The organism is Accumulibacter sp. (assembly GCF_023806565.1).
GTDB lineage: Bacteria > Pseudomonadota > Gammaproteobacteria > Burkholderiales > Rhodocyclaceae > Accumulibacter.
Window position 1 is genome coordinate 111251 of record NZ_JAMTDV010000062.1, and the last position, 20837, is coordinate 132087.

At 62.5% G+C, this 20837-nt stretch carries 15 protein-coding genes and 1 tRNA gene; 4 read left to right on the plus strand and 12 right to left on the minus strand.

Translation table 11 applies throughout. The features are described 5' to 3' along the window. Positions 1 to 85 precede the first annotated feature (85 nt). A complete protein-coding gene (phbB, locus tag NFV80_RS07320) occupies positions 86 to 829 on the plus strand; it encodes an acetoacetyl-CoA reductase (protein WP_295328055.1) in 744 nt (247 codons plus the stop codon). Between the two features lie 142 nt (positions 830 to 971). Next, complete coding sequence (phaR, locus tag NFV80_RS07325) at positions 972 to 1547, plus strand: polyhydroxyalkanoate synthesis repressor PhaR (RefSeq protein WP_295327864.1); 576 nt, start codon at positions 972 to 974, stop codon at positions 1545 to 1547. A 58-nt stretch (positions 1548 to 1605) separates the two neighbouring features. On the opposite strand, the gene NFV80_RS07330 is transcribed toward phaR, so the two are convergent. The 5 genes from NFV80_RS07330 to NFV80_RS07350 form a co-directional block, all read right to left on the minus strand. Then, positions 1606 to 2811 (minus strand): sodium ion-translocating decarboxylase subunit beta, encoded by a 1206-nt coding sequence (locus NFV80_RS07330; RefSeq protein WP_295327862.1) that lies wholly within the window; start codon positions 2809 to 2811, stop codon positions 1606 to 1608. A 91-nt stretch (positions 2812 to 2902) separates the two neighbouring features. Further along, complete coding sequence (locus NFV80_RS07335; RefSeq protein ID WP_295327860.1) at positions 2903 to 3304, minus strand: biotin/lipoyl-containing protein; 402 nt, start codon at positions 3302 to 3304, stop codon at positions 2903 to 2905. 12 nt (positions 3305 to 3316) lie between these two features. Continuing rightward, positions 3317 to 3649: a hypothetical protein gene (locus tag NFV80_RS07340; protein WP_295327858.1), complete on the minus strand. Its 333-nt coding sequence runs from the start codon at positions 3647 to 3649 to the stop codon at positions 3317 to 3319. A 25-nt stretch (positions 3650 to 3674) separates the two neighbouring features. Beyond that, complete coding sequence (locus tag NFV80_RS07345; RefSeq protein WP_295327856.1) at positions 3675 to 5228, minus strand: acyl-CoA carboxylase subunit beta; 1554 nt, start codon at positions 5226 to 5228, stop codon at positions 3675 to 3677. Positions 5229 to 5666: 438 nt separating this feature from the next. Further along, positions 5667 to 5753 (minus strand) — tRNA-Leu (locus NFV80_RS07350). A gap of 39 nt (positions 5754 to 5792) precedes the next feature. On the opposite strand from NFV80_RS07350, the gene rnr reads away from it, so the two are divergent. Together rnr and NFV80_RS07360 are read left to right on the plus strand one after the other, a co-directional pair. Then, complete coding sequence (gene rnr / locus NFV80_RS07355) at positions 5793 to 7964, plus strand: ribonuclease R (RefSeq protein WP_295327854.1); 2172 nt, start codon at positions 5793 to 5795, stop codon at positions 7962 to 7964. 122 nt (positions 7965 to 8086) lie between these two features. Further along, positions 8087 to 10918: an AMP-binding protein gene (locus tag NFV80_RS07360; protein ID WP_295327852.1), complete on the plus strand. Its 2832-nt coding sequence runs from the start codon at positions 8087 to 8089 to the stop codon at positions 10916 to 10918. 143 nt (positions 10919 to 11061) lie between these two features. Here the strand turns inward: NFV80_RS07360 and NFV80_RS07365 are convergent, their stop codons facing one another. The 7 genes from NFV80_RS07365 to NFV80_RS07395 all read right to left on the minus strand — a co-directional run bounded on the left by NFV80_RS07365 (position 11062) and on the right by NFV80_RS07395 (position 20811). Then, complete coding sequence (locus NFV80_RS07365; protein WP_295327850.1) at positions 11062 to 11376, minus strand: c-type cytochrome; 315 nt, start codon at positions 11374 to 11376, stop codon at positions 11062 to 11064. Positions 11377 to 11501: 125 nt separating this feature from the next. Continuing rightward, positions 11502 to 13223: a nitrite reductase gene (locus tag NFV80_RS07370; protein ID WP_295327848.1), complete on the minus strand. Its 1722-nt coding sequence runs from the start codon at positions 13221 to 13223 to the stop codon at positions 11502 to 11504. 69 nt (positions 13224 to 13292) lie between these two features. Then, positions 13293 to 14078: a peptidylprolyl isomerase gene (locus tag NFV80_RS07375; RefSeq protein ID WP_295327846.1), complete on the minus strand. Its 786-nt coding sequence runs from the start codon at positions 14076 to 14078 to the stop codon at positions 13293 to 13295. Positions 14079 to 14087: 9 nt separating this feature from the next. After that, the gene (gene narI / locus NFV80_RS07380; RefSeq protein ID WP_295327844.1) at positions 14088 to 14819 is read right to left on the minus strand and encodes a respiratory nitrate reductase subunit gamma; all 732 of its coding nucleotides are present in this window, start codon (positions 14817 to 14819) and stop codon (positions 14088 to 14090) included. Then, on the minus strand, positions 14816 to 15511 hold the full coding sequence (narJ, locus tag NFV80_RS07385) for a nitrate reductase molybdenum cofactor assembly chaperone (protein ID WP_295327842.1): 696 nt from the start codon (positions 15509 to 15511) through the stop codon (positions 14816 to 14818). Before narJ ends, narI begins: the two co-directional genes overlap by 4 nt. Before the next feature lie 3 nt (positions 15512 to 15514). Beyond that, the gene (gene narH, locus NFV80_RS07390; RefSeq protein WP_295327840.1) at positions 15515 to 17038 is read right to left on the minus strand and encodes a nitrate reductase subunit beta; all 1524 of its coding nucleotides are present in this window, start codon (positions 17036 to 17038) and stop codon (positions 15515 to 15517) included. Continuing rightward, a complete protein-coding gene (locus NFV80_RS07395) occupies positions 17035 to 20811 on the minus strand; it encodes a nitrate reductase subunit alpha (RefSeq protein WP_295327838.1) in 3777 nt (1258 codons plus the stop codon). Before NFV80_RS07395 ends, narH begins: the two co-directional genes overlap by 4 nt. Between the last annotated feature and the right edge of the window lie 26 nt (positions 20812 to 20837).

Below are 20837 nucleotides of genomic sequence, written 5' to 3' on the forward strand. Positions count from 1 at the left end.
CGGGCGGCAGTGGTCGGCAGGTGTTGTGAGCCTGGCGGTGTGGTGCCGCCATTTGTTTGATTCGTCAACAGGAAAGGAAGGAATTATGACGCAACGTGTTGCTTTGGTTACAGGTGCCATGGGCGGAATCGGTACGGCCATTTGCCAGGAACTGGCCAAGGCTGGCCACAAAGTGGTTGCCGCCTACCATCCGGAGTTCGACAAACCGGAAGAGTGGGGCAAGGCGATGGCCGAAGCCGGCTTCAACGACTTCATTACCGTAGCCGGCGACGTTTCCGACTATGATTCCTGCGTCAGTCTGGTCGCAGAGGCCGAGGCGAAGGCTGGTCCGATCGACATTCTGGTCAACAATGCAGGCATCACGCGTGACAAGATGTTTGCACGCATGGAACTGGCTCAATGGAATGCCGTGATTTCAACCAACCTGGGCAGTCTCTTCAACATGACCAAACAGGTTTCGTCGAAGATGGCCGAGCGCGGCTGGGGGCGGATCATCAACATTTCGTCGGTAAATGGCCTTCGGGGACAGGCCGGTCAGACCAATTACTCCGCCGCAAAGGCGGGGGTGATCGGCTTTACCAAGGCGCTCGCAGCCGAATTGGCGGCCAAGAACGTGACGGTGAACGCCATTACTCCCGGTTATGTAGCGACGCCAATGGTGATGGCGATCAAGCCGGAGATTCTGCAAGGTATCGTCGATACCGTGCCGATGAAGCGTCTGGCGCGGCCGGAAGAGATTGGCGGTGCCTGTGCCTATCTCGCTTCGGACATTGCCGGGTTCATCACTGGATCGACGCTGAACATCTGTGGTGGTCTCTATTACCAGTAGACACGGGTTTTTGCGGCAGATAGACCAGGACAGGCTCCAATAGGGGCCTGTTTTTTTTTGCCGGCGTATAATTGTGCTGCACCGCATCAACGGGCGTCACAGAATGCTTGTCGAGTCATCACCAAATGGAGGAAGGGTCCTCATGCCCGAGCAGCCGCGACTGATCAAGAAATACCCGAACCGACGTCTTTACGACACAAAGACGAGCGCCTACATCACCTTGAGCGATGTCAAGGACCTGGTTCTGGCGAGAGAAAACTTCAATGTGCTGGACGCCAAGACCAGCGAGGACATTACGCGCAGCATTCTCTTGCAGATCATTCTCGAGGAGGAGGCCGCTGGCATTCCTCTGTTCACCACCGACCTGTTGGCGCAGATGATTCGCTTTTACGGTCACGCGATGCAGGGAATGCTTGGCAAGTATCTGGAAACGAACATAAAATCCTTCGTTGAATTCCAGAAGAAGCTGCAGGATCAGTCGCAGCAGCTATACGGGGAAAGCAGCAGCCAGATGCAGAACGACATGTGGTCGCAGTTCATGAACTTCCAGGGACCGGCGATGCAGACGATGATGGCCACCTACATGGAGCAGAGCAAGAAGATGCTGCATCAGATGCAGGACCAGTTGAAGAGTCAGACGCGCACCCTGTTTACCAGCATCCCATTGACGGGCTTCCCAGGCGACTCGGCCAAGCACCCGAAAGACGCAGAGACGTGAATCATGCAGTTGCGCGCCTCTCTTGATGTCATTCTCGTCCGTTTCTCTTCGCGCAGGGTCAGCGCAGGAGCGCGACGTAGGTGGCGGCAATGATCGCCGTGGTGATCACCCCGCTGATATTGGCTCCCAACGCGTGCGGCAGGATGATCGCCCGGGGATTGGCAGTAGAGGCGATTTTCTGGACCACCTTGGCGGTCGTCGGGACGCAACTGACGCCGGCGATGCCGATCATCGGGTTGTACTTGCCACCACTCCAGAAGTAGAGGATATAGCCGCCCAACAGGCCGCCGAGGGCGGAAATGGTCAAGGCCAACATGCCCAGGAGCAACAGTTTCAGGACGGTCGGTTCGAGCAGCGTGTTGGCTTCGCACAGCACCCCCAGCGTCAGTCCGAGGAAGAACGTGGCAGCGTAGAGGAAGACGTCGCCGAGCAGCTTGGTGAAGGAGTCGATGCCGCTCTCACGTACCGCGACGCCGACGAACAGCGAGAAAAATAACGGGGCGGCTACCGGAAACAGCAGGCAGAGCAGCGTACAGGCTACCACTGCGAAGATGAGTTTCTGCGAACGACTGATCTTCGATCCGCGATCGGCGACCATGTTGATCCCGCGGATGTGCTCCGGTACCAGCCACTTGATCAGGTACGGGTACGCACCATAGGTCAGACCGAGATACAGATAGCCGACAACGGTGATGGGGACGAACAGATGCTTTGCCAGCACCAGCGACGTGAACAGGACCATGGGTCCGTCGGCGCCGCCGATGGTTGCCACGGCGGCCGCCTCGCGTTCGCTGAGGCCCAAAGCAACGGCAATCGGGAAGACAGCAATCGTCCCCAGTTCGGCGAACAGCGCGATGAACATGCTCTGGAAGGGGCGCGCCATCACGTAGCCAACGTCCAGGAGGACCCCAATACCCATGAACACCAGACAGGCGATCAAACCGTTGCTGAATGTCAGCGTATAGATCGGTTGCAGCCAGTCGATCTGCATGATGTTCATCAGTTCGATCGGATCGGAGATCAGCGGATCCACGAACAGCGTCCCCATCTTGCCATTTTCGATGAACATGACGCCAGCGTTGACCGACGACATGCCGAGGCCCATCGGGATCATCAGCAATGGCTCGAGAACGTTCTTCGAGCCCAGATAGATCAGAAAAAAACCGAGCAACATCAGAAAGATGCGCCCGAAGGTGACCTTCGAGTCCGCGGCGACCAAGGTTGCGACGCCCTGAAACAGATCGAGAAAATGGATGCCTTCCATACGCTTCGGTTCCCGCGCACGGCGGCATCGCTGCACCGCCGACGCATAGAGTTGCTGATCGCAGGAAAGTGCTCCTGCCGGCCAATCCAGCTCAGCTGATCGTTACCAGTGGCTGTCCCCCCTCGACCGCATCCCCCGGCTTTACCAGCACACGCGTAACCTGGCCGGCACGACTCGCGGTAACGGGGGTCTTCATTTTCATTGCCTCGAGCACCAGCAGACGGTCGCCAGCGGCAACCGTCTGGCCGACCGTGACGTCGACCTCGACGACCACGCCTCCCATTCCGGCCAGTTCGTCCCCTGCTCCGGCGGCGGCTGGAGGCGGTGCGGACGTTACCGGCGCAGCCGTTGTGCTCGCGACCGTACCAGCTACCGTCGCCGCAACGGAGGCGGCATTCGGCGCCGGTGCTTGCGCGGCCTGACCGACAGTAAGTTCAAGAACGCTCACCTCGTACTCGCGTCCGTTTACGGTAACCTTGAATTGCCTCGGCATTTCTTGCTCCTGTTATCTGGCACCGCGGCCCGTGGCGGGCCCTGGCGTATGGGAATGCTGACTGGCGCGCGCGCCGGCGGCCCAGCCATGACTGGTTGGTGCGATGTGCAGTATCCGGTGCGCTCCGATGGCCACGTAGATCGCTGCCGACAGAGCAGCCACGTCTTCATCCGGAACGCCAAGCCCTATCGGACAGACGGTCCCGGTTGGAATCTCGGGTTGTATGGCCTTTTCCATGCGGCCGGTCACGGCAACCAGAACCTTGATCAATATGGCAACGAGTGCCGAGATCACGATGGAAATGCCGTAGACCTGGAGTCCCTGGAGAATTGCAGCAGTCACCATGAGTGATATTCCTTGTTGCTGACCGTCACATGGGGATGTTGCCGTGTTTCTTGGCCGGCCGCAGTTCTCGCTTGTCGAGGATCTTGCGCAATGCGAGCGCGACCATCCAGCGCGTGTCCTGCGGTTCGATCACGTCCGTGATATAGAAATTGCCGGCCGAAACGTACGGTGAGGCGAATTCGTCGCGGTACTCCTGAGCCAGTTCTGCTGCCCTCGCCAGGCGATCCTCGGCTTCCGCAAGCTCCTTGCGGTAGAGAATCTTCACCGCTGCCTCTGCACCCATGACGGCAATTTCGGCGGTAGGCCAGGCGAAGACCATGTCCGCTCCCAGTTCCTGGCTGCACATAGCGAGATACGATCCGCCGTAGGCCTTGCGCAGAATCACCGTGATCTTCGGAGCGGTGCACGAACCGTAGGCCGAGAGCATTTTTGCCCCGTGGCGGATGATGCCGCCCCGCTCCTGTTCGACCCCCGGCAGGAAGCCGGGAACGTCGACCAGGGTCACGATCGGTACGTTGAAGATGTTGCAGGTGCGGACAAAGCGAGCGACCTTGTCCGCCGCGTTGAGATCGAGGGCACCGGCCATCACCATGGGCTGATTGGCCACGATGCCAACGACGACGCCGCTGATCCGGGCGAAACCGACGATCACGTTGCGCGCAAAGCCCGCGTGCACTTCGAGCAACTCGCCGTGGTCCACCACCCGGCGGATCACGGCGTGCATGTCCAGCGGATCGGACGGGCTGTCCGGGATGCAGTCATTGATCTCCGGGTCTTCCATTTCCTCGATCGGTACCGTCAGATCATGCGGCGGATCCTCGGTGTTGTTGGCAGGGAGGTACGAAAGCAGTTGCTTGACCAGCGCAATCGCGTGCTGATCGTCTTCGGCGATGAAATGGGCGTTGCCACTGACCGTCGCGTGCATTTCGGCGCCGCCGACTTCCGACATGGTCGTCACGCGACCGGTGACCGCCTTGATCACTTCCGGTCCAGTGAGGAACATGTGCGCGTTGTGACGCGTCATGATCACGAAGTCCATCAGCGCAGGTGAATACGCCGCACCGCCAGCGCAGGGGCCGCAGATCACCGCAATCTGTGGCACTACGCCGGAGAGCAGAACGTTGGCGTAGAAGACGTCGCCATAGCCGGAAAGCGCATCCACACCCTCCTGAATGCGCGCGCCGCCCGAATCCTTGAACGCCACCACGGGCACGCCGATTTTCAGTGCGTGGCGCATGATGCGCGTGATCTTGCGGGCTTGCATCTTGCCCAGGGTGCCGGCGACGACGCTGAAGTCCTGACTGAATGCTGCGACCTGGATGTTTCCTACGTAGCCGCTGCCGGCAAGTACGCCGTCGGCGGGCAGATCTCGTCCGGCCATGCCGAAGTGGGTCGCGCTGTGCACTGCGTGCAAGCCAAGTTCCTGGAACGTTCCCTCCACGAAGAGGGCGTCGAGGCGCTCCCGGGCGGACAACAGGCCCTTGGCATGCAACGCCTCCAGCTTTTCGGGACTGATGTTTTCAGTGAGCTTGGCACGCCTCGTGCGGAGCTTTTCTATCAACTCGGGTCGTATCGTCATGGGAAGTCCTGACAGGTGGCTAGGTTGGAACTAATTCTCATTATCGATTCTGCAAATTACTGGCGACCTTCCGGCACGATAGTATCCATATTTTCGCGAGTGTTGGCTAGTGCAAAACAATTTTTTCGGATGGGCTGCAGCGCGGCGCAGTGACTTTGGTGATACCGGTCCCGTTTGACTTGGGCATGCACGCTTCGGCTTGCGTTTCGAAAAGGACGTACGATCAGCGAACATCGAGAAGCGAACGCTGCGGCGGGGTCGGGCAGAAGCGGCTGTCGGCAGATGTCGTGGGGGAAGTTGCCCGATCGCGTACAATAGCGAGCAGGCGTCGCCTTGTGGCGTGGCTAATCGGATCTGCTTCGCGCTCGGCGAGTCCGATGCGCTCGCGGCGCAGACGGCCACCACAAAAAAGCCCCGAGAGATCGGGGCCTGTGTGATTGGTGCCCAAGAGAGGAATCGAACCTCCACGGTGTTGCCACCACTAGGACCTGAACCTAGCGCGTCTACCAATTTCGCCACCTGGGCATTTCCAGCGAAGGCCGAATTCTAAAGGAAGATCAGCAAATGTCAATAATCGAACTGTCGCCAGTCCGCCGGCGCGATCCGTTTCTGGAGCGCGAGCGCAAGCGCTACGAGAAGCCGCTGCCGTCGCGCGAATACGTGCTGCAGATGCTCGAGGCGCAGGGAAAACCGGTCAGTTTCGAAGACCTATGCGAGCTCCTGGAAATTCGCCAAGAGGAGCTGGATACGTTCCAGCGCCGCTTGCGGGCGATGGAAGGGGAAGCGCAGCTGCTGCGCAACCGCAAGGGGTCATTCATCCTGCCGGAGCGCGCCAGTCTCATCGCAGGGCGTGTCGAGGGACATCCCGATGGCTATGGTTTTCTGATTCCCGACGACGGAAGCGAGGATCTTTCTCTCGAAGCCCGCCAGATGCAGAAGGTGCTTCATCGCGACCGTGCGCTCGTACGCGTCGTCGGCGTCGACCGTCGCGGGCGACGCGAGGGGGTGATCGTCGAGGTTCTCGAACGGGCCAATAGCCGGGTCGTCGGCCGCGTCGTGATCGAGCATGGCATCACCTTCGTCGTACCCGAAAACCGGCGCATCAACCAGGATATCCTGATCGCGCCGGATGGTGGCAGCATGGTCGGGGCAGGCGAGGTGGTCACCGTCGAGATCATCGAGCAGCCGAATCGGCACTCGAAGCCGATTGGGCGCATCGTCGAGGTGCTCGGCAACTACGCCGACCCCGGAATGGAAATCGAAATCGCGCTGCGCAAGCATGAACTGCCCTTCGAGTTCTCCGCCAGCGCTCTCGCGGAAGCGGCGGCCTTGCCCGAGGCGCTCGATCCGAGACATTGGCAGGGACGAGCCGACCTGCGTGCGTTGCCACTGGTGACGATCGACGGCGAAACGGCGCGCGACTTCGACGACGCAGTCTTTGCCGAGCAGGCGGACGCCGGTTGGCGGCTCGTGGTGGCGATCGCCGACGTCAGTCACTACGTAGCGCCGGGGACGGCGCTCGATCGGGAGGCCAGGGCGCGCGGCAACTCCGTGTATTTTCCACGCCGGGTCATCCCGATGTTGCCGGAGAAACTTTCGAACGGGCTGTGTTCGCTGAATCCCGGCGTCGATCGTCTGGCGATGGTTTGCGACATGGAAATAGATTCGCATGGCGAGATCACCGCTTACCGTTTCTATCCGGCAGTTTTTTGTTCGCACGCGCGACTGACCTATGACCAGGTCTGGAGCTGGCTTGCCGGAACGGCGCAGGTGACGAACGAGGCCGAGCGCGCGCTGCTGCCGCGGCTGCAGGCGCTCTATGCGCTGTTCAAGGTACTCTGCGAGGCGCGCAGCAAGCGCGGAGCGATCGATTTTGAGACGATCGAAACGGTGATGCTGTTCAACGAGCACGGCAAGATCGAGAACATCGTTCCGCTGCGCCGTAACGATGCTCATCGTCTGATCGAAGAGTGCATGCTGGCTGCCAATGTCTGCGCTTCCGACTTTCTCCAGAGAAGACGGCATCCATGCCTCTATCGCATCCATGAAGGCCCGACGCCAGAGAGGCTCGAAGCACTGCGCAACTTCCTCAGGGAGTTCGGAATCGGCCTTGGCGGTGGGGACGATCCGAAGGCCAAGGACTACGCCAGGCTGCTGGACAGTATCAGGGACAGGCCCGATGCGCAGTTGCTGCAGACGGTGATGCTGCGTTCCTTGCGCCAGGCGCTGTACAGCCCGGACAACGTGGGCCACTTCGGGCTGTCGTACGAGCACTACACGCATTTCACTTCGCCGATCCGCCGCTACCCGGACTTGCTGGTTCACCGTTCGATCAAGGCCGCGCTGGGCGGGACGCACTACACTCCCGGCGATTGGGAGGAGATCGGCCTGCATTGCTCGATGACCGAGCGGCGTGCCGACGAGGCAACGCGCGACGTCGGCAACTGGCTAAAATGCTATTACATGCGAGACCGAATCGGCGAGGTTTTTGCTGGGACGATCGCGGCGGTGGTGCCCTTTGGCATCTTCGTGGCGCTCGATCAGGTGTATGTCGAGGGTCTGGTGCATGTATCGGAGCTCGGCGAGGAGTACTTTCAGTACGACCAGGTCAAGCACCAGATGCTGGGCGAGCGCACCGGTCGACGCTATCGCCTCGGCGACCGATTGCAGGTGAAGCTCGTGAGGGCGGATCTGGAGACGGGGCGGATCGACTTCGTGCTTCCGGATGCGTCGTGATGCCGGATCGATCTGCTTCGGTTACCCGTGCGGGTTGGTGTCGAAGAGCGCGCAGAGGATAGTGTGGCGCCGCGCCGCGGTGCCGTTCGCGGAGTCGCGGCAGGCAACGGAAAGGTGAAGTGGTGAACGCAGAGATTCGGGAAGTGCCATCGCACGAGGCGTCGGCGGATACCTCGGCGAGGCTGCTGCGCGTGGTGTCGGCGATGGTCGAGGAGACTCGTCCGGGACGGGTCGGGCGCGTGGGCATGCACAGCCATCTCGAGCGGGATCTCGGTCTGGACAGTCTGGCGCGCGTCGAACTGCTGCTGCGCGTCGGTAGCGAGTTCGGCAAGTCACTGCCCGAGGCGGCGCTCGCCGAGGCCGAAACCACACAGGACCTTCTACGTTTCATCGACCGGGCGAGTGCCGAGCGCCCTGCGGCGGAGCGCGTCGAGTTTGCCGGCCGCGTCGGCCAGATCAGCATTCCCAGGCACGCCGAGACGCTGGTCGAAGTCCTCGAGTGGTACGTGAAACACGAGGCGCAACGCCCGCACGTGCTGCTCTACGGGGATGCCGGCAGCGAGCACGGTGCATCCGGCGCGCAGGTAATCACCTACGGCGATCTGTTGCTGCAGGCGCGTCGCGTGGCGACCGGGTTGGTGTCGCGCGGCCTGCTGCCACGACAGGCGGTTGCGCTGATGCTGCCCACCGGACGGGACTATCTGACGAGCTTTTTCGGGGTGATGCTCGCCGGTGGCATTCCCGTGCCGATCTATCCCCCGGCGCGCCTGGGGCAGATCGAGGATCACCTGCGGCGACACGCGCGCATCCTGGCCAACGCCGAGGCAGTGTTCATCATCACCGTGCCCGCGGCAAAGGGTGTGGCTGCGCTGCTGCGTGCAGAGGCGCCGACGCTGACCGACATCCTGACCCCGGCGGAACTAGACAGCGAGCCGATCAGCTTGCTCTACCGGGCCGGGCCGGACGACATTGCCTTTCTGCAATACACTTCCGGCAGTACCGGCGACCCGAAGGGGGTCGTCCTCAGCCATGCCAACCTGCTCGCCAATCTGCACGCCATTGGCGATGCCGTCGGGGTGTCAGGCGACGACGTTTTCGTTTCGTGGTTGCCTCTATACCACGACATGGGTTTGATCGGCGCCTGGTTCGGTTCGCTCTATTTCGGCATGCGCCTGGTGCTGATGTCGCCGCTGGCGTTCCTGGCGCAACCGGTGCGCTGGCTGCGGGCCATTTCGCAGCATCGCGCAACGGTTTCTGCTGCGCCCAATTTCGCCTACGACTTGTGTGCGCGCAGGCTCGCCGACGCCGATCTCGCCGGGCTCGATCTCTCCAGCTGGCGCCTCGCCCTGAACGGTGCCGAACCAGTGAGCCCGGCAACGCTGCAGGCCTTTGCCACCCGCTTCGCTCCCTATGGCCTGAGTGGCAAGGCGATCACCCCCGTCTATGGTCTGGCCGAGAATTCGGTCGGGCTGGCATTCCCGCCGCTGGATCGTGGACCACGCATCGACCGGATCGAGCGGGAGGCGCTGGTCCATCGCAAGTGTGCGCTGCCGGTGGCCAGAGAAGACGGCGACGCGATGTGCGTGCCGGCATGCGGCCACGTCTTGCCGCGGCACGAAATCCGCGTGGTCGACGAGCATGGCGCCGAACTGCCCGATCGGCGTGTCGGGCGTCTGCAATTTCGAGGGCCGTCTGCGACGCGCGGCTACTATCGCAATCCGGCGGCGACAGAAACACTGTTTCGCGACGGTTGGCTGGACTCCGGTGATTTCGCCTATACCGTGGAGGGCGAGATTTACCTGACCGGTCGGGTCAAGGATCTGATCATCCGTGGCGGTCGCAACCTCTATCCGTACGAACTCGAGCAGGCGGTCGGCAACCTCGCAGGTGTGCGCAGGGGATGCGTCGCGGTTTTTGCCAGCAACGACCCGGTCACTGCCAGCGAGCGGCTGGTCGTCCTTGCAGAAACGCGCGAGGACGATGCCGGGCGGCGCGACGCGTTGCAGCGGCAGATCAACGAAACGGCGATCGAGGTCATCGGCATGCCGGCGGACGAGGTCGTTCTCGCTCCGCCGAACTCGGTGCTCAAGACTTCGAGCGGCAAGATCCGGCGCAACGCCTCGCGTGAAGCCTTCGAACAGGGCTTGATCGGTGCCCGCAGTGCTCCTCCGCGAATCCAGCTCTGGCGGCTTGCCATGGCGTCGCTGCGCGCCCGCCTTGCCGAGTCGACCGATCATCTCGTGACCAGGGCGTACGGTGCGTGGTGCTGGTGTGTCTTTCTGCTCCTCGCCCTGCCGGTGATCCCGCTGGTGGTCGCCTTCCGTAGGCCGGCGATCGGCCGTCACGTCGTACACCGTGCGGCACGCGTCTTCCTGCGGTTGGTCGGCATGGCGATTCCGTCTGCTCGCGCCGGCGACCTGCCCAAGCTACCGCACCTGCTGCTGGTCAACCACTGCAGTTATCTTGACTCCCTGGTGCTCGGTGCCGTCCTGCCGCCCGGCTGCGCCTACGCTTTCGTTGCCAAGCGCGAGTTCGTCGAACAGCCGCTCGTGCACGCTTTCCTGCGCGCGCTGGGTACGCTTTTCGTCGAGCGTTTCGATGCGGCCAGGAGTCAGGAAGACGTGGAAGCAATCGTCGCTGCGCTGGCCCGAGGTCGCAAGGTGGTGGTCTTCCCGGAAGGCACTTTCTCCCGGGAGGCCGGGCTCAAGCCGTTCCGCATGGGCGCTTTCGTCGCCGCGGCGCGGGCCGGTGTGCCGGTGCTGGTCGGCGGATTGCGCGGAACGCGCGCAGTGCTGCGTGATCAGACCTGGATGCCGCGCCGCGGCCAGGTGGCGTTCGAGATCGGACCTCTGCTTGCTCCCGATGGCGACGACTGGGGCGCAGCGGTGCGCCTGCGTGACGCAACGCGCCGGGCGATGCTGCAGTTCTGCGGCGAGCACGACCTCGAGCGCTGAGAGCTTGTGTGCGAAGCAGGCGATCGGATCGGTGGAAAGGCGCGCGGCGTCAGCGTTTACCTGCTTGCTGTGCTCTCCGCTCTCCCGGTGGTGATTGCACGCCCAGCCGCAGGCAGGCGCGCAATCTCGTGGTTATGCTTTGATCACTTCAGGCCGAGGATCCATTTCACCAGTTTGTTGGCTTCCTCAGGCGTAACCGAAGGGTTCGGCGGCATCGGCACCGGACCCCAGACGCCCTTGCTCCCCTTGATCACCTTCTCGGCGAGCATCGCTTCGTCTGCGGCGGTGTATTTCTTCGCCACTTCCTTGTAGGCGGGGCCGACGAGCTTCTTGTCGACCGCGTGGCAGGACAGGCAATTCTTGGACTTCGCCAGGGCTTCGGCGTCGTCGGCTGCTTGGGTAGTGCCGGTGGCGATCATGCCGGCAGCCGCCAGCAGGCACAGGTGGATAGTCTTCATCTTTGCTCCGTTTGCAATCAGGGATTCGTAATCATCCGGCTTGGGCAGCAGGCCTGGTCATACCATCTCGTTCGTCGACCGACGGCCGGGCAGGTCGTGAGCGAACCTGCCCGGTCGGCAGCGGCTTAGTAGACGTCGTTCTGCGTGTTATAGACGTTGAACTTGCCGGTCGGTGTCACGATGCGAGGATCCTTGATCACCGCCTTCAGCTTGCGCGTCTTGTCGTCCACGATGACGAGTGCAGATTCCTCGCTGCCGGAACTCCACACGGAGAACCAGACTTCGTCCCCAGCACGGTTGTACTCGGGCTGAACGACGCGCTTCGAACCCGGTTTGACACCGGCCCACTCGCCGATCGGAAGCAGGTCGAAGCCCTTGTCGAGGTTGTTGATGTCGAACACCGCCACCGATTGCGAGATGCTCGGATCGGGATTGAGCGGTGCGTCGACCCACAGATTCTTTGACTTCGGATGGGTCTTGATGAACAGGGAGCCGCCGCCCGAGCCCTTCAGCGTTTGCACCACTTTCCACGCGTACTGCGCGTGCTTGACGGGGTCGGTACCGATCAGCGTGATGCTGTCGTCTCCGAGATGGCTGGTCGCCCAGACCGGGCCGAACTTCGGATGCACGAAGTTTGCGCCCCTTCCCGGATGTGGCGTCTTGCCGACCGACACTACGGCTGCCAGCTTGCCGTCCTTGGTATCGATCACGGCGATCTTGTCGGAAGCGTTCGCTGCATCCATGAAGTAGCGTCCGGTCGATTCGAATCCGCCGTCATGCAGGAAGCGCGGCGTCTTGATCATCGTCACCTTGAGGTTGTCGATGTCGCTGTAGTTGACCATATGGACGACACCGGTTTCCTTGGCGTTGACCAGAAACTCCGGATGGAAATGCGACGCGACGATCGCCGCGACGCGTGGCTCGGGGTGATACTCGTTGGCATCCGAGGTCATGCCGCGCGTGCCGATGATCTTTAGCGGCTTCAGCGTGTCGCCATCCATGAGCACATACTGTGGCGGCCAGTAGCTGCCGGCGATCGCGTAGCGGTCCTCGTAACCCTTGAATTTCGACGTCTCGATCGAACGGGCCTCGAGACCAACGCGGATCTCGGCAACCGCCGTCGGCTTCTCCATCCACAGGTCGATCAGCACGACCTTGGCATCCCGACCGATGACATAGAGATAGCGGCCTGATTTCGACAGGCGCGAGATATGCACCGCGTAACCGGTGTCGATCACTTCGACGATCTTCTTGCTGGCGCCGTCGATCAGGGCAATCTTGCCGGCGTCGCGCAGCGTCACGGAGAACAGGTTGGGCACGTCGAGGTTGTTCATCTTGGTCTTCGGGCGCTGCGACGGCGGCACAAGCACTTTCCAAGTCGCGTTCATTTCCTTCAGGCCAAACTCCGGCGGCGTCGGCGGCTCATGCTGGATGTAGCGCGCCATGATGTCCACTTCCTTGTCCGTAAGCGTCCCCGAGCTACCCCAGTTGGGCATTCCCTGTGGCGAGCCGTAGAAGATGAAGGTCTTCAGATAGTCCGATCCCCGCTCCAAGGTGATGTCGGTTGTCAGCGGCTTGCCGGTCGCCCCCTTGCGAAGTACGCCATGGCAGCCTGCGCAACGCTCGAAGTAGATCTTCTTGCCCACTTCGAAATCTGCCTTGCTCATCGGCGGCGATTTCGGGTTCAGCGTCTGGACCATTTCGACGCCGCCGACCGGCGACGAGCCGCCGATCTGCATCGGCCCTTCCTCGAGTGGTTTCTTCGCTTCCTCGGCACCAAGGTGACCGATCGCGAGCGCGACGCTGGCGGCCAGTATGGCCAGCTTTCCTGCACTGTCCTTCTTCATTTGTACCCTCCTGTGAATGAGAAACTTCCCGCCTGCGTCGTCCGACACTACCGGCATGGCGTTGCCGTTTTACTGCACCAGAAATGTCGCCTCGGCGTCCAGGTCTACGTTTTCGATCACCGCCTGTCCGGCCAGAACACGAAGATACTGGCGGAGCGCGGTCACATAGGTCTTCTGCCGCAGCGCACATGCCACCGTGGCATGCACCACTGCAAACGGCTGCGCAACACCGGCATTGCGCCCAAGGATCTCGACCACGTGCAGGCCAAAGCGGCTGTGCACGAGTCGCGGCAGGACACCCATCGAGGTCTGGCCAAACACCTCCCGAGCGAACTCGGGAGCGCAATCGGAAGCGGCCAGCCAGCCGAGGTCGCCGCCCTCGGCAGCGCTCGGACAATTCGACAGGAGACGAGCCGCCGCGGCGAAGCGGTCCGCCTCGTCATCGTCGTGGCTGCGAACATCGAGCAGAGCCGCCTCGGCGCGCCTTCTCAAGGCGCCCAGGTCGACGCCGGGGGTGACTGCGAAAAGGATATGCCGCAGGTGCACCGTCTCGCCTGTCTGGTAGGTGCTGGCGTGCGCCAGATAGTGGCGCCGGCACTCGTCCTCGGATGGTTCGGGCACCTGCAAGGTGTCGTCGAGCAGTGCTTCGATGGCCATCGCACTCTGTTCGCCGATCACTCCGTCGGCGCTCGGCGCATCCTCGGCGCAGAGCAGTCCCGCCGCCTGCGCCGCCTGTCGCAGCAGTTCCGTGCACGCGCGCTGGCGCAGTTCTTCCGCCGTCAGCACTGCCGCGGCGGTGTGCAGCGCGACACCGTTGACGCGTGCGATGCTGTGGGCGCAATCGGTGGTCGGCATGCGCTTGCCCTACTGTGCGGCGCCGGGTTGGCGGACCTGGCCCGCGGGGACGTTGAGCCGGCGGCTGCGCACCAATTGATACGGGCGCAGCAGGTAGGCAAGCGAGGCGAAGCCGCTCCACACATGCACCATGCGGGTGAAGGGGAAGACCAGGAAGAGGCTCATGCCGAGGAACATGTGCAGCTTGAAGACCCAACTGACCCCGGCCAGCAGATCGGCTGCGTCACCGTGGAAGGTGACGATGGCCTGTGCCCAGCCGGCGAGCAGAAGCATCACGCTGCCGTCCAGATGCTGCGCCGAGAACGGCAGGGTGATCAGGCCGAGCGCCAGCTGCACCCAGAGCAGCGCGAGAATCATGATGTCGCTGGCTTTCGAGGTGGCGCGGATGCGCTCGTCGGTCAGCCGCCGAGCCAGCAGGATCGTCACTCCGACAAAACCCAGAGCACCCGCGATGCCACCCGAGATCATCGCCATCACCTGCTTCGATCCGGCGCTGATGAAATGCTCATAGACGGCGTGCGGCGTCAGCATTCCCAGCAGGTGACCAAAGAAGAGAAAGAGGACGCCGATGTGGAAAAGATTGCTGCCCCAGCGCAGCTGTGCGGTACGCAGGAGTTGGGACGAGTCGCTTTTCCAGGTGTATTGGTCCCGGTCGAAACGGAGCAGGCTTCCCAGGAGAAAGACGCTCAGGCAAATGTAGGGGTAATACCCGAACAAGAAGGTATTGAGCCAGGTGCTCATGCTTGCACTCCTCCTGCGACAGATGTGCTGCGTACGAAATGAATGGGCTGCGCCTGCTGGGGTCGGGTCTGGCCGAGCGCCGAGCAGCCGCCGAAAACGGGCGGTTCGGCCCAGCTTGCGTCGATCGGTTCGTCGGCGACGATTGCCACGGCCTCGGCCTTCTCGCCGGCCAGCTCGATCAGCGACGCGATCACGCTGGCATACGCCGAGCGCCGCCGTTGCAGCGCCGCGAAGAGGGCGTTGAGCAGATGGACGAACTCGCAGAGCAGGGCGCGCGCTTCGCGTGGCGGCTGTGTCGACGCGAATTCGAGCACGACCGGCAGGTAATCGGGCAACTCGCCGGGCGCGAGGTGCAGGCCCGCACTCTCGTAGGTGCGCAGCAGATCGACCATCGCCGGGCCGCGCTCGCGTGAGTCGCCATGGACGTGCTCGAACAGGTGCAGCGAGGTGGAACGCCCGCGATCGAACAGTTCCACGTATTCGGCCTCGACCTCGAGCGGCGGACGGTGCGCGATGGACTGCAGCAGCCCCTGCAATTCTGCCCGCCTGGGCGTGCCGAGAGCAGCTTCGGCGTCGAGCGCGGCAGCCATTTCGTCTACGTTCGCGCGCGTCTCCGCGTCCGGGTAGCCGAGCAGACGTGCCAGCGCGCGCAGCGTCCTGTTTGCCGTGGGGATCGTCTCGAAGAGAGCCATGACTCAGATCTCCACCTTGACCGGAATGGTGCGCCGCTTGCCTGCACCGAACAGACTCGTCTGGCTGGCGCCCTCCGAGCAGCCGTTGCCAAATGAAAAGCCGCAGCCGCCGCGTACGTCGAAGGCGTTTTCGGCATATTCGCGGTGCGTGGACGGGATGACGAAGCGGTCCTCGTAGTTGGCAATGGCCATCACCCGATACATCTCCTCGACTTCGGCCTGGGTCATCTGCACCTGCTTGAGCACCTCCAGGTTGACGCGGCCGTCGACGTGTTTGTCACGCTGATAGGCACGCATCGCCAGCATGCGTTCGAGGGCGCGCACCACGGGCGCCGTGTCGCCGGCGGTCAGCAGGTTGGCCAGGTACTTGACAGGTATGCGCAGTTGCTTGACGTCGGGGATTTCGCCGTTGCTTCCCAGGTGGCCGGCATTGGCCGCCGCGCTGATTGGCGAGAGCGGTGGGACGTACCAGACCATCGGCAGCGTACGGTATTCGGGGTGCAGCGGCAGCGCTACCTTCCAGTCGACCGCCATCTTGTAGACCGGACTGTTGCGCGCGGCGTCCATCCAGGCGTCGGGGATTCCGTCGATGCGCGCCTGCTCGATGACCTTCGGATCGTTGGGGTCGAGAAAGATCTGCAGCTGCGCCGGGTAGAGGTTGCGATCGTGCTCACCGCTGGCCGCTTCGCCGATGCGGTCCGCGTCGTACAGCAGCACGCCCAGATAGCGGATGCGACCGACGCAGGTTTCCGAACAGACCGTCGGTTGTCCGGATTCGATCCGCGGATAGCAGAAGATGCATTTTTCGGCCTTGCCGCTCTTCCAGTTGTAGTAGATCTTCTTGTACGGACAGCCGGAAACGCACATCCGCCAGCCGCGGCACTTGTCCTGGTCGATCAGGACGATGCCGTCTTCCTCGCGCTTGTAGATCGAGCCCGACGGGCACGATGCCACGCACGCGGGGTTCAGGCAGTGTTCGCAAAGACGCGGCAGATACATCAGGAAGGTGTTCTCGAACTCGCCGTAGATTTCCTTCTGGATGTCGTCGAAGTTCCGGTCCTGGCCGCGCTTGCTGAACTCGCCGCCCAGGATTTCCTCCCAGTTCGGTCCCCACTCGATCTTTTCCAGGCGCTTGCCGGTGATCAGGCTGCGCGGCCGTGCGGTCGGTGCCGCCTTCATTTCCGGCGCCGAGTGCAGATGCTCGTAGTCGAAGGTGAAGGGTTCGTAGTAGTCGTCGATCTGCGGCATGTTCGGGTTGGCGAAGATGCGCATCAGCAGCTTCCACTTCGCTCCCTGGCGTGGTTCGATATTGCCGTTCGCCTTGCGTACCCAGCCGCCGTTCCAGCGATCCTGGTTTTCCCACTCCTTGGGGTAGCCGATCCCGGGTTTGCTTTCGACGTTGTTGAACCACGCGTACTCCATTCCGGGACGGCTGGTCCACACGTTCTTGCAGGTGACCGAACAGGTGTGGCAGCCGATGCACTTGTCCAGATTCAACACCATGCCGATTTGGGCGCGAACTTTCATGCCTGTGCTCCTTGCGCTGGCTCGTCGAGCCAATCCACGCGGGCCATCTTGCGGACCACGACGAACTCGTCGCGATTGGTGCCGATCGTCCCGTAATAGTTGAATCCGTAGCTGAACTGGGCGTAGCCGCCGATCATGTGGGTGGGCTTGAGGACGGCGCGCGTCACCGAATTGTGGATGCCGCCGCGGACGCCGGTGATCTCGGAACCGGGGGTGTTCACGATCTTCTCCTGCGCGTGATACATCAGGACCATTCCCGGGTTGACCCGCTGACTCACCACTGCGCGGGCGGCAATGGCGCCGTTGACGTTGAACAGTTCGACCCAGTCATTGTCGACGATCCCCGCTGCCCGTGCGTCATCCTCGCTCAACCAGATGATCGGTCCGCCTCGACTGAGCGTCAGCATCAGCAGATTGTCCGTATAGGTCGAGTGTATCCCCCATTTCTGGTGCGGCGTGATGAAATTCAGCAGGATTTCCGGGTTGCCATTGCGCCGGACGCCATGGATGCCGGCGGTGGTTTTGAGATCGACTGGCGGCCGGTAACTCGAGAAGCCTTCGCCAAAGGCGATCATCCACGGATGGTCGAGATAGAACTGCTGACGGCCGCTCAGCGTGCGCCAGGGAATCAGTTCATGCACGTTGGTGTAACCGGCGTTGTACGAAACCGTTTCGCTTTCGATGCCGCTCCAGGTCGGTGAGCTGATGATCTTGCGTGGCTGCGCCTGGATGTCGCGGAAACGAATCTTCTCGTCCTCGCGGTACAGCGCCAGGTGGCTGTGATCGCGGCCCGTGACCTTGCCCAGTGCCCGCCACGCCTTGACGGCGACATGGCCGTTGGTCTCCGGCGCGAGTTGCAGCACCACTTCGCAGGCATCGATGTCGCTCTCGATTTTCGGCATGCCGCAGGTGACGCCCTCGGCGAGCACCACGCCGCTCAGTTCGCCGAGTTGCTTCACTTCATCCTGGGTATTCCAGGCAATGCCCTTGCCACCATTGCCGAGCCTGCCCATCAGCGGACCGAGAGCGGTGAATCGCTTATAGACATTCGGGTAGTCGCGTTCGACGACCTGCACCTGTGGCGCCGTCTTGCCGGGGATCAACTCGGTTTCGCCGCGCTTCCAGTCCTTCACGTCGAGCGCCTGCGCCAGTTCGGCGGCGGTATCGTGCATCATCGGCGTCAGCACGGCCTCCCGTTCGACGCCCAGGTGGCCGACGCAGATCTCGCTGAACTTCCTGGCGAAACCCTTGTAGATCTCCCAGTCGCTGCGCGACTGCCAAGCGGGATCCACCGCCGCCGACAAGGGATGGATGAAGGGATGCATGTCACTGGTGTTGAGGTCGTTCTTCTCGTACCAGGTTGCGGTTGGCAGCACGATGTCCGAGTAGAGGCAGGTGGTGCTCATGCGGAAATCCAGCGTCACCAGCAGATCGAGTTTGCCCTCCGGGGCCTTCTCGTGCCAGACGACTTCCGTCGGCCTCGCCTGCTCATCGCCCAGATCCTTGCCCTGAACGCCGTTGCTGGTGCCCAGCAGGTGCTTGAGGAAGTACTCGTGTCCCTTGCCCGAGGAACCGAGCAGGTTGGAGCGCCAGACGAACAGGTTGCGTGGCCAGTTGCTGGGGTTGTCCGGATCGGTGCAACTCAGTTTCAGCGAGCCATCGGTCAATGCCCTGGCGACATAATCCCGGACCTCCAGGCCAGCCGCCTGTGCGTCGCGCACCACCTGCAACGGATTGGTCTGAAGTTGCGGCGCCGAAGGCAGCCAGCCCATGCGCTCGGCGCGCACGTTGTAGTCGATCATGCTGCCCGCGTACTTGCCCCGGTCGGCGAGAGGCGAGAGTACCTCTTCCATGCCGAGCTTTTCGTAGCGCCACTGGTCGGTGTGAGCGTAGAAGAAGCTGGTCGAATTCATCTGGCGTGGCGGGCGGATCCAGTCGAGCGCAAAGGCCAGCGCGGTCCAGCCGGTTTGCGGGCGCAGTTTCTCCTGTCCGACGTAATGTGCCCAGCCACCACCGCTCTTGCCGATGCAGCCGCACATCATCAGCAGGTTGATGATGCCGCGATAATTCATGTCGCTGTGGTACCAGTGGTTCATCGCCGCGCCGATGATGACCATCGACTTGCCGTGCGTCCGGTCGGCGTTGTCGGCGAACTGGCGGGCGACAGTGATGACCTGGTCGCGCGGCACGCCGGTGATGCTCTCCTGCCAGGCAGGGGTATAGGGTACATTGTCGTCGTAGCTAGTGGCTGCCGCTTCGCCGGGCAGACCGCGAGCGACGCCGTAGTTGGCCACCTGCAGGTCGAACACCGTGGCTACCAGCACTTCACGCAGACCGCCGTCCCCGGCGAGCGTCAGTCGCTGCACCGGAACCGTACGCACCAGCACGTCACTTTGCCGATTGCTCGGGAAGTGCTCGCTGTGCACGCCCCCGAAATAGGGGAACCCGACCTGCGCGCTGGCGACCGTTTCCGGCGTTCCTTCGAGCAGCGACAGCTTGAGCTTCACCTGCTCGCCAGCGACTGCCTCGCGGTCTTCGAGGTTCCACTTGCCCTGATCGCTGCGTCCTTCGCTACCCCAGCGGAAGCCGATTGAACCATTCGGCACGACGACCTTGCCGGTCGCATCGAACGCCACGGTCTTCCATTCCGGGTTGTTGTCCTGGTCGAACTTGCCGGCGAAATCGGAGGCGCGCAGATAGCGATCGGGCACCAGCAACTTGTCGCCAGACGGGGTGGTGTGCTCCTTGAGCATCACCAGCAGTGGCAGATCGGTGTAGCGGCGGACATAGTCGTCGAAATACTCGCTGCGCCTGTCGAAATAGAACTCCTTCAGGATCACATGCCCCATCGCCATCGCCACAGCCGCGTCGGTGCCCTGCTTGGGGTGCATCCAGAGGTCGGCGAGCTTGGCCACTTCGGAATAGTCCGGGGTCACCGCCACCGTCTTGGCACCCTTGTAACGCACCTCGGTGAAGAAGTGCGCGTCCGGGGTGCGCGTCTGCGGCACGTTGGAGCCCCAGGCGATGAGAAAGGTCGAGTTGTACCAGTCGGCCGATTCGGGGACGTCGGTTTGTTCGCCCCATATCTGCGGGCTGGACGGCGGCAGGTCGCAGTACCAGTCGTAGAAGCTCATGCAGACGCCGCCGATCAGGCTCAGATAGCGGCTGCCGGCAGCGTAGCTGACCATCGACATGGCGGGAATCGGCGAGAAGCCGATCACCCGATCGGGCCCGTGTTTCTTGATCGTATAAACGTTTGCCGCGGCGACGATTTCGTTGACTTCCTCCCAGCTCGAGCGCACGAAGCCACCGAGACCGCGCACGCTCTGATACTCGCGGCGCTTGGCGTCGGACTCGACGATCGACGCCCAGGCATCCACCGGCTCGTACGCCAGGCGGGCGGCACGCCAGCTCTTGAGCAGACGGCCGCGCACCATCGGATACTTCACCCGGTTCGCACTGTAGAGGTACCAGCTATAGCTGGCGCCGCGCGCGCAGCCGCGCGGTTCGTGGTTGGGCATGTCCCAGCGGGTGCGCGGATAGTCGGTCTGCTGGGTTTCCCAGGTGACGATGCCGCCCTTGACGTAAATCTTCCATGAACACGAACCCGTGCAATTGACGCCATGCGTCGAGCGCGCGATCTTGTCGTGCGCCCAGCGATTGCGGTAGGCGTCTTCCCAGGTGCGGTCCTCGCCGGTGACCTTGCCATGGTCGTCGGCAAAGGTCTCGCTTGGCGCAGAGAAGTAGCTCAGTCGGTCTAGAAAGTGGCTCATGCGGATTCCTCGGGAACGTAAGGGCC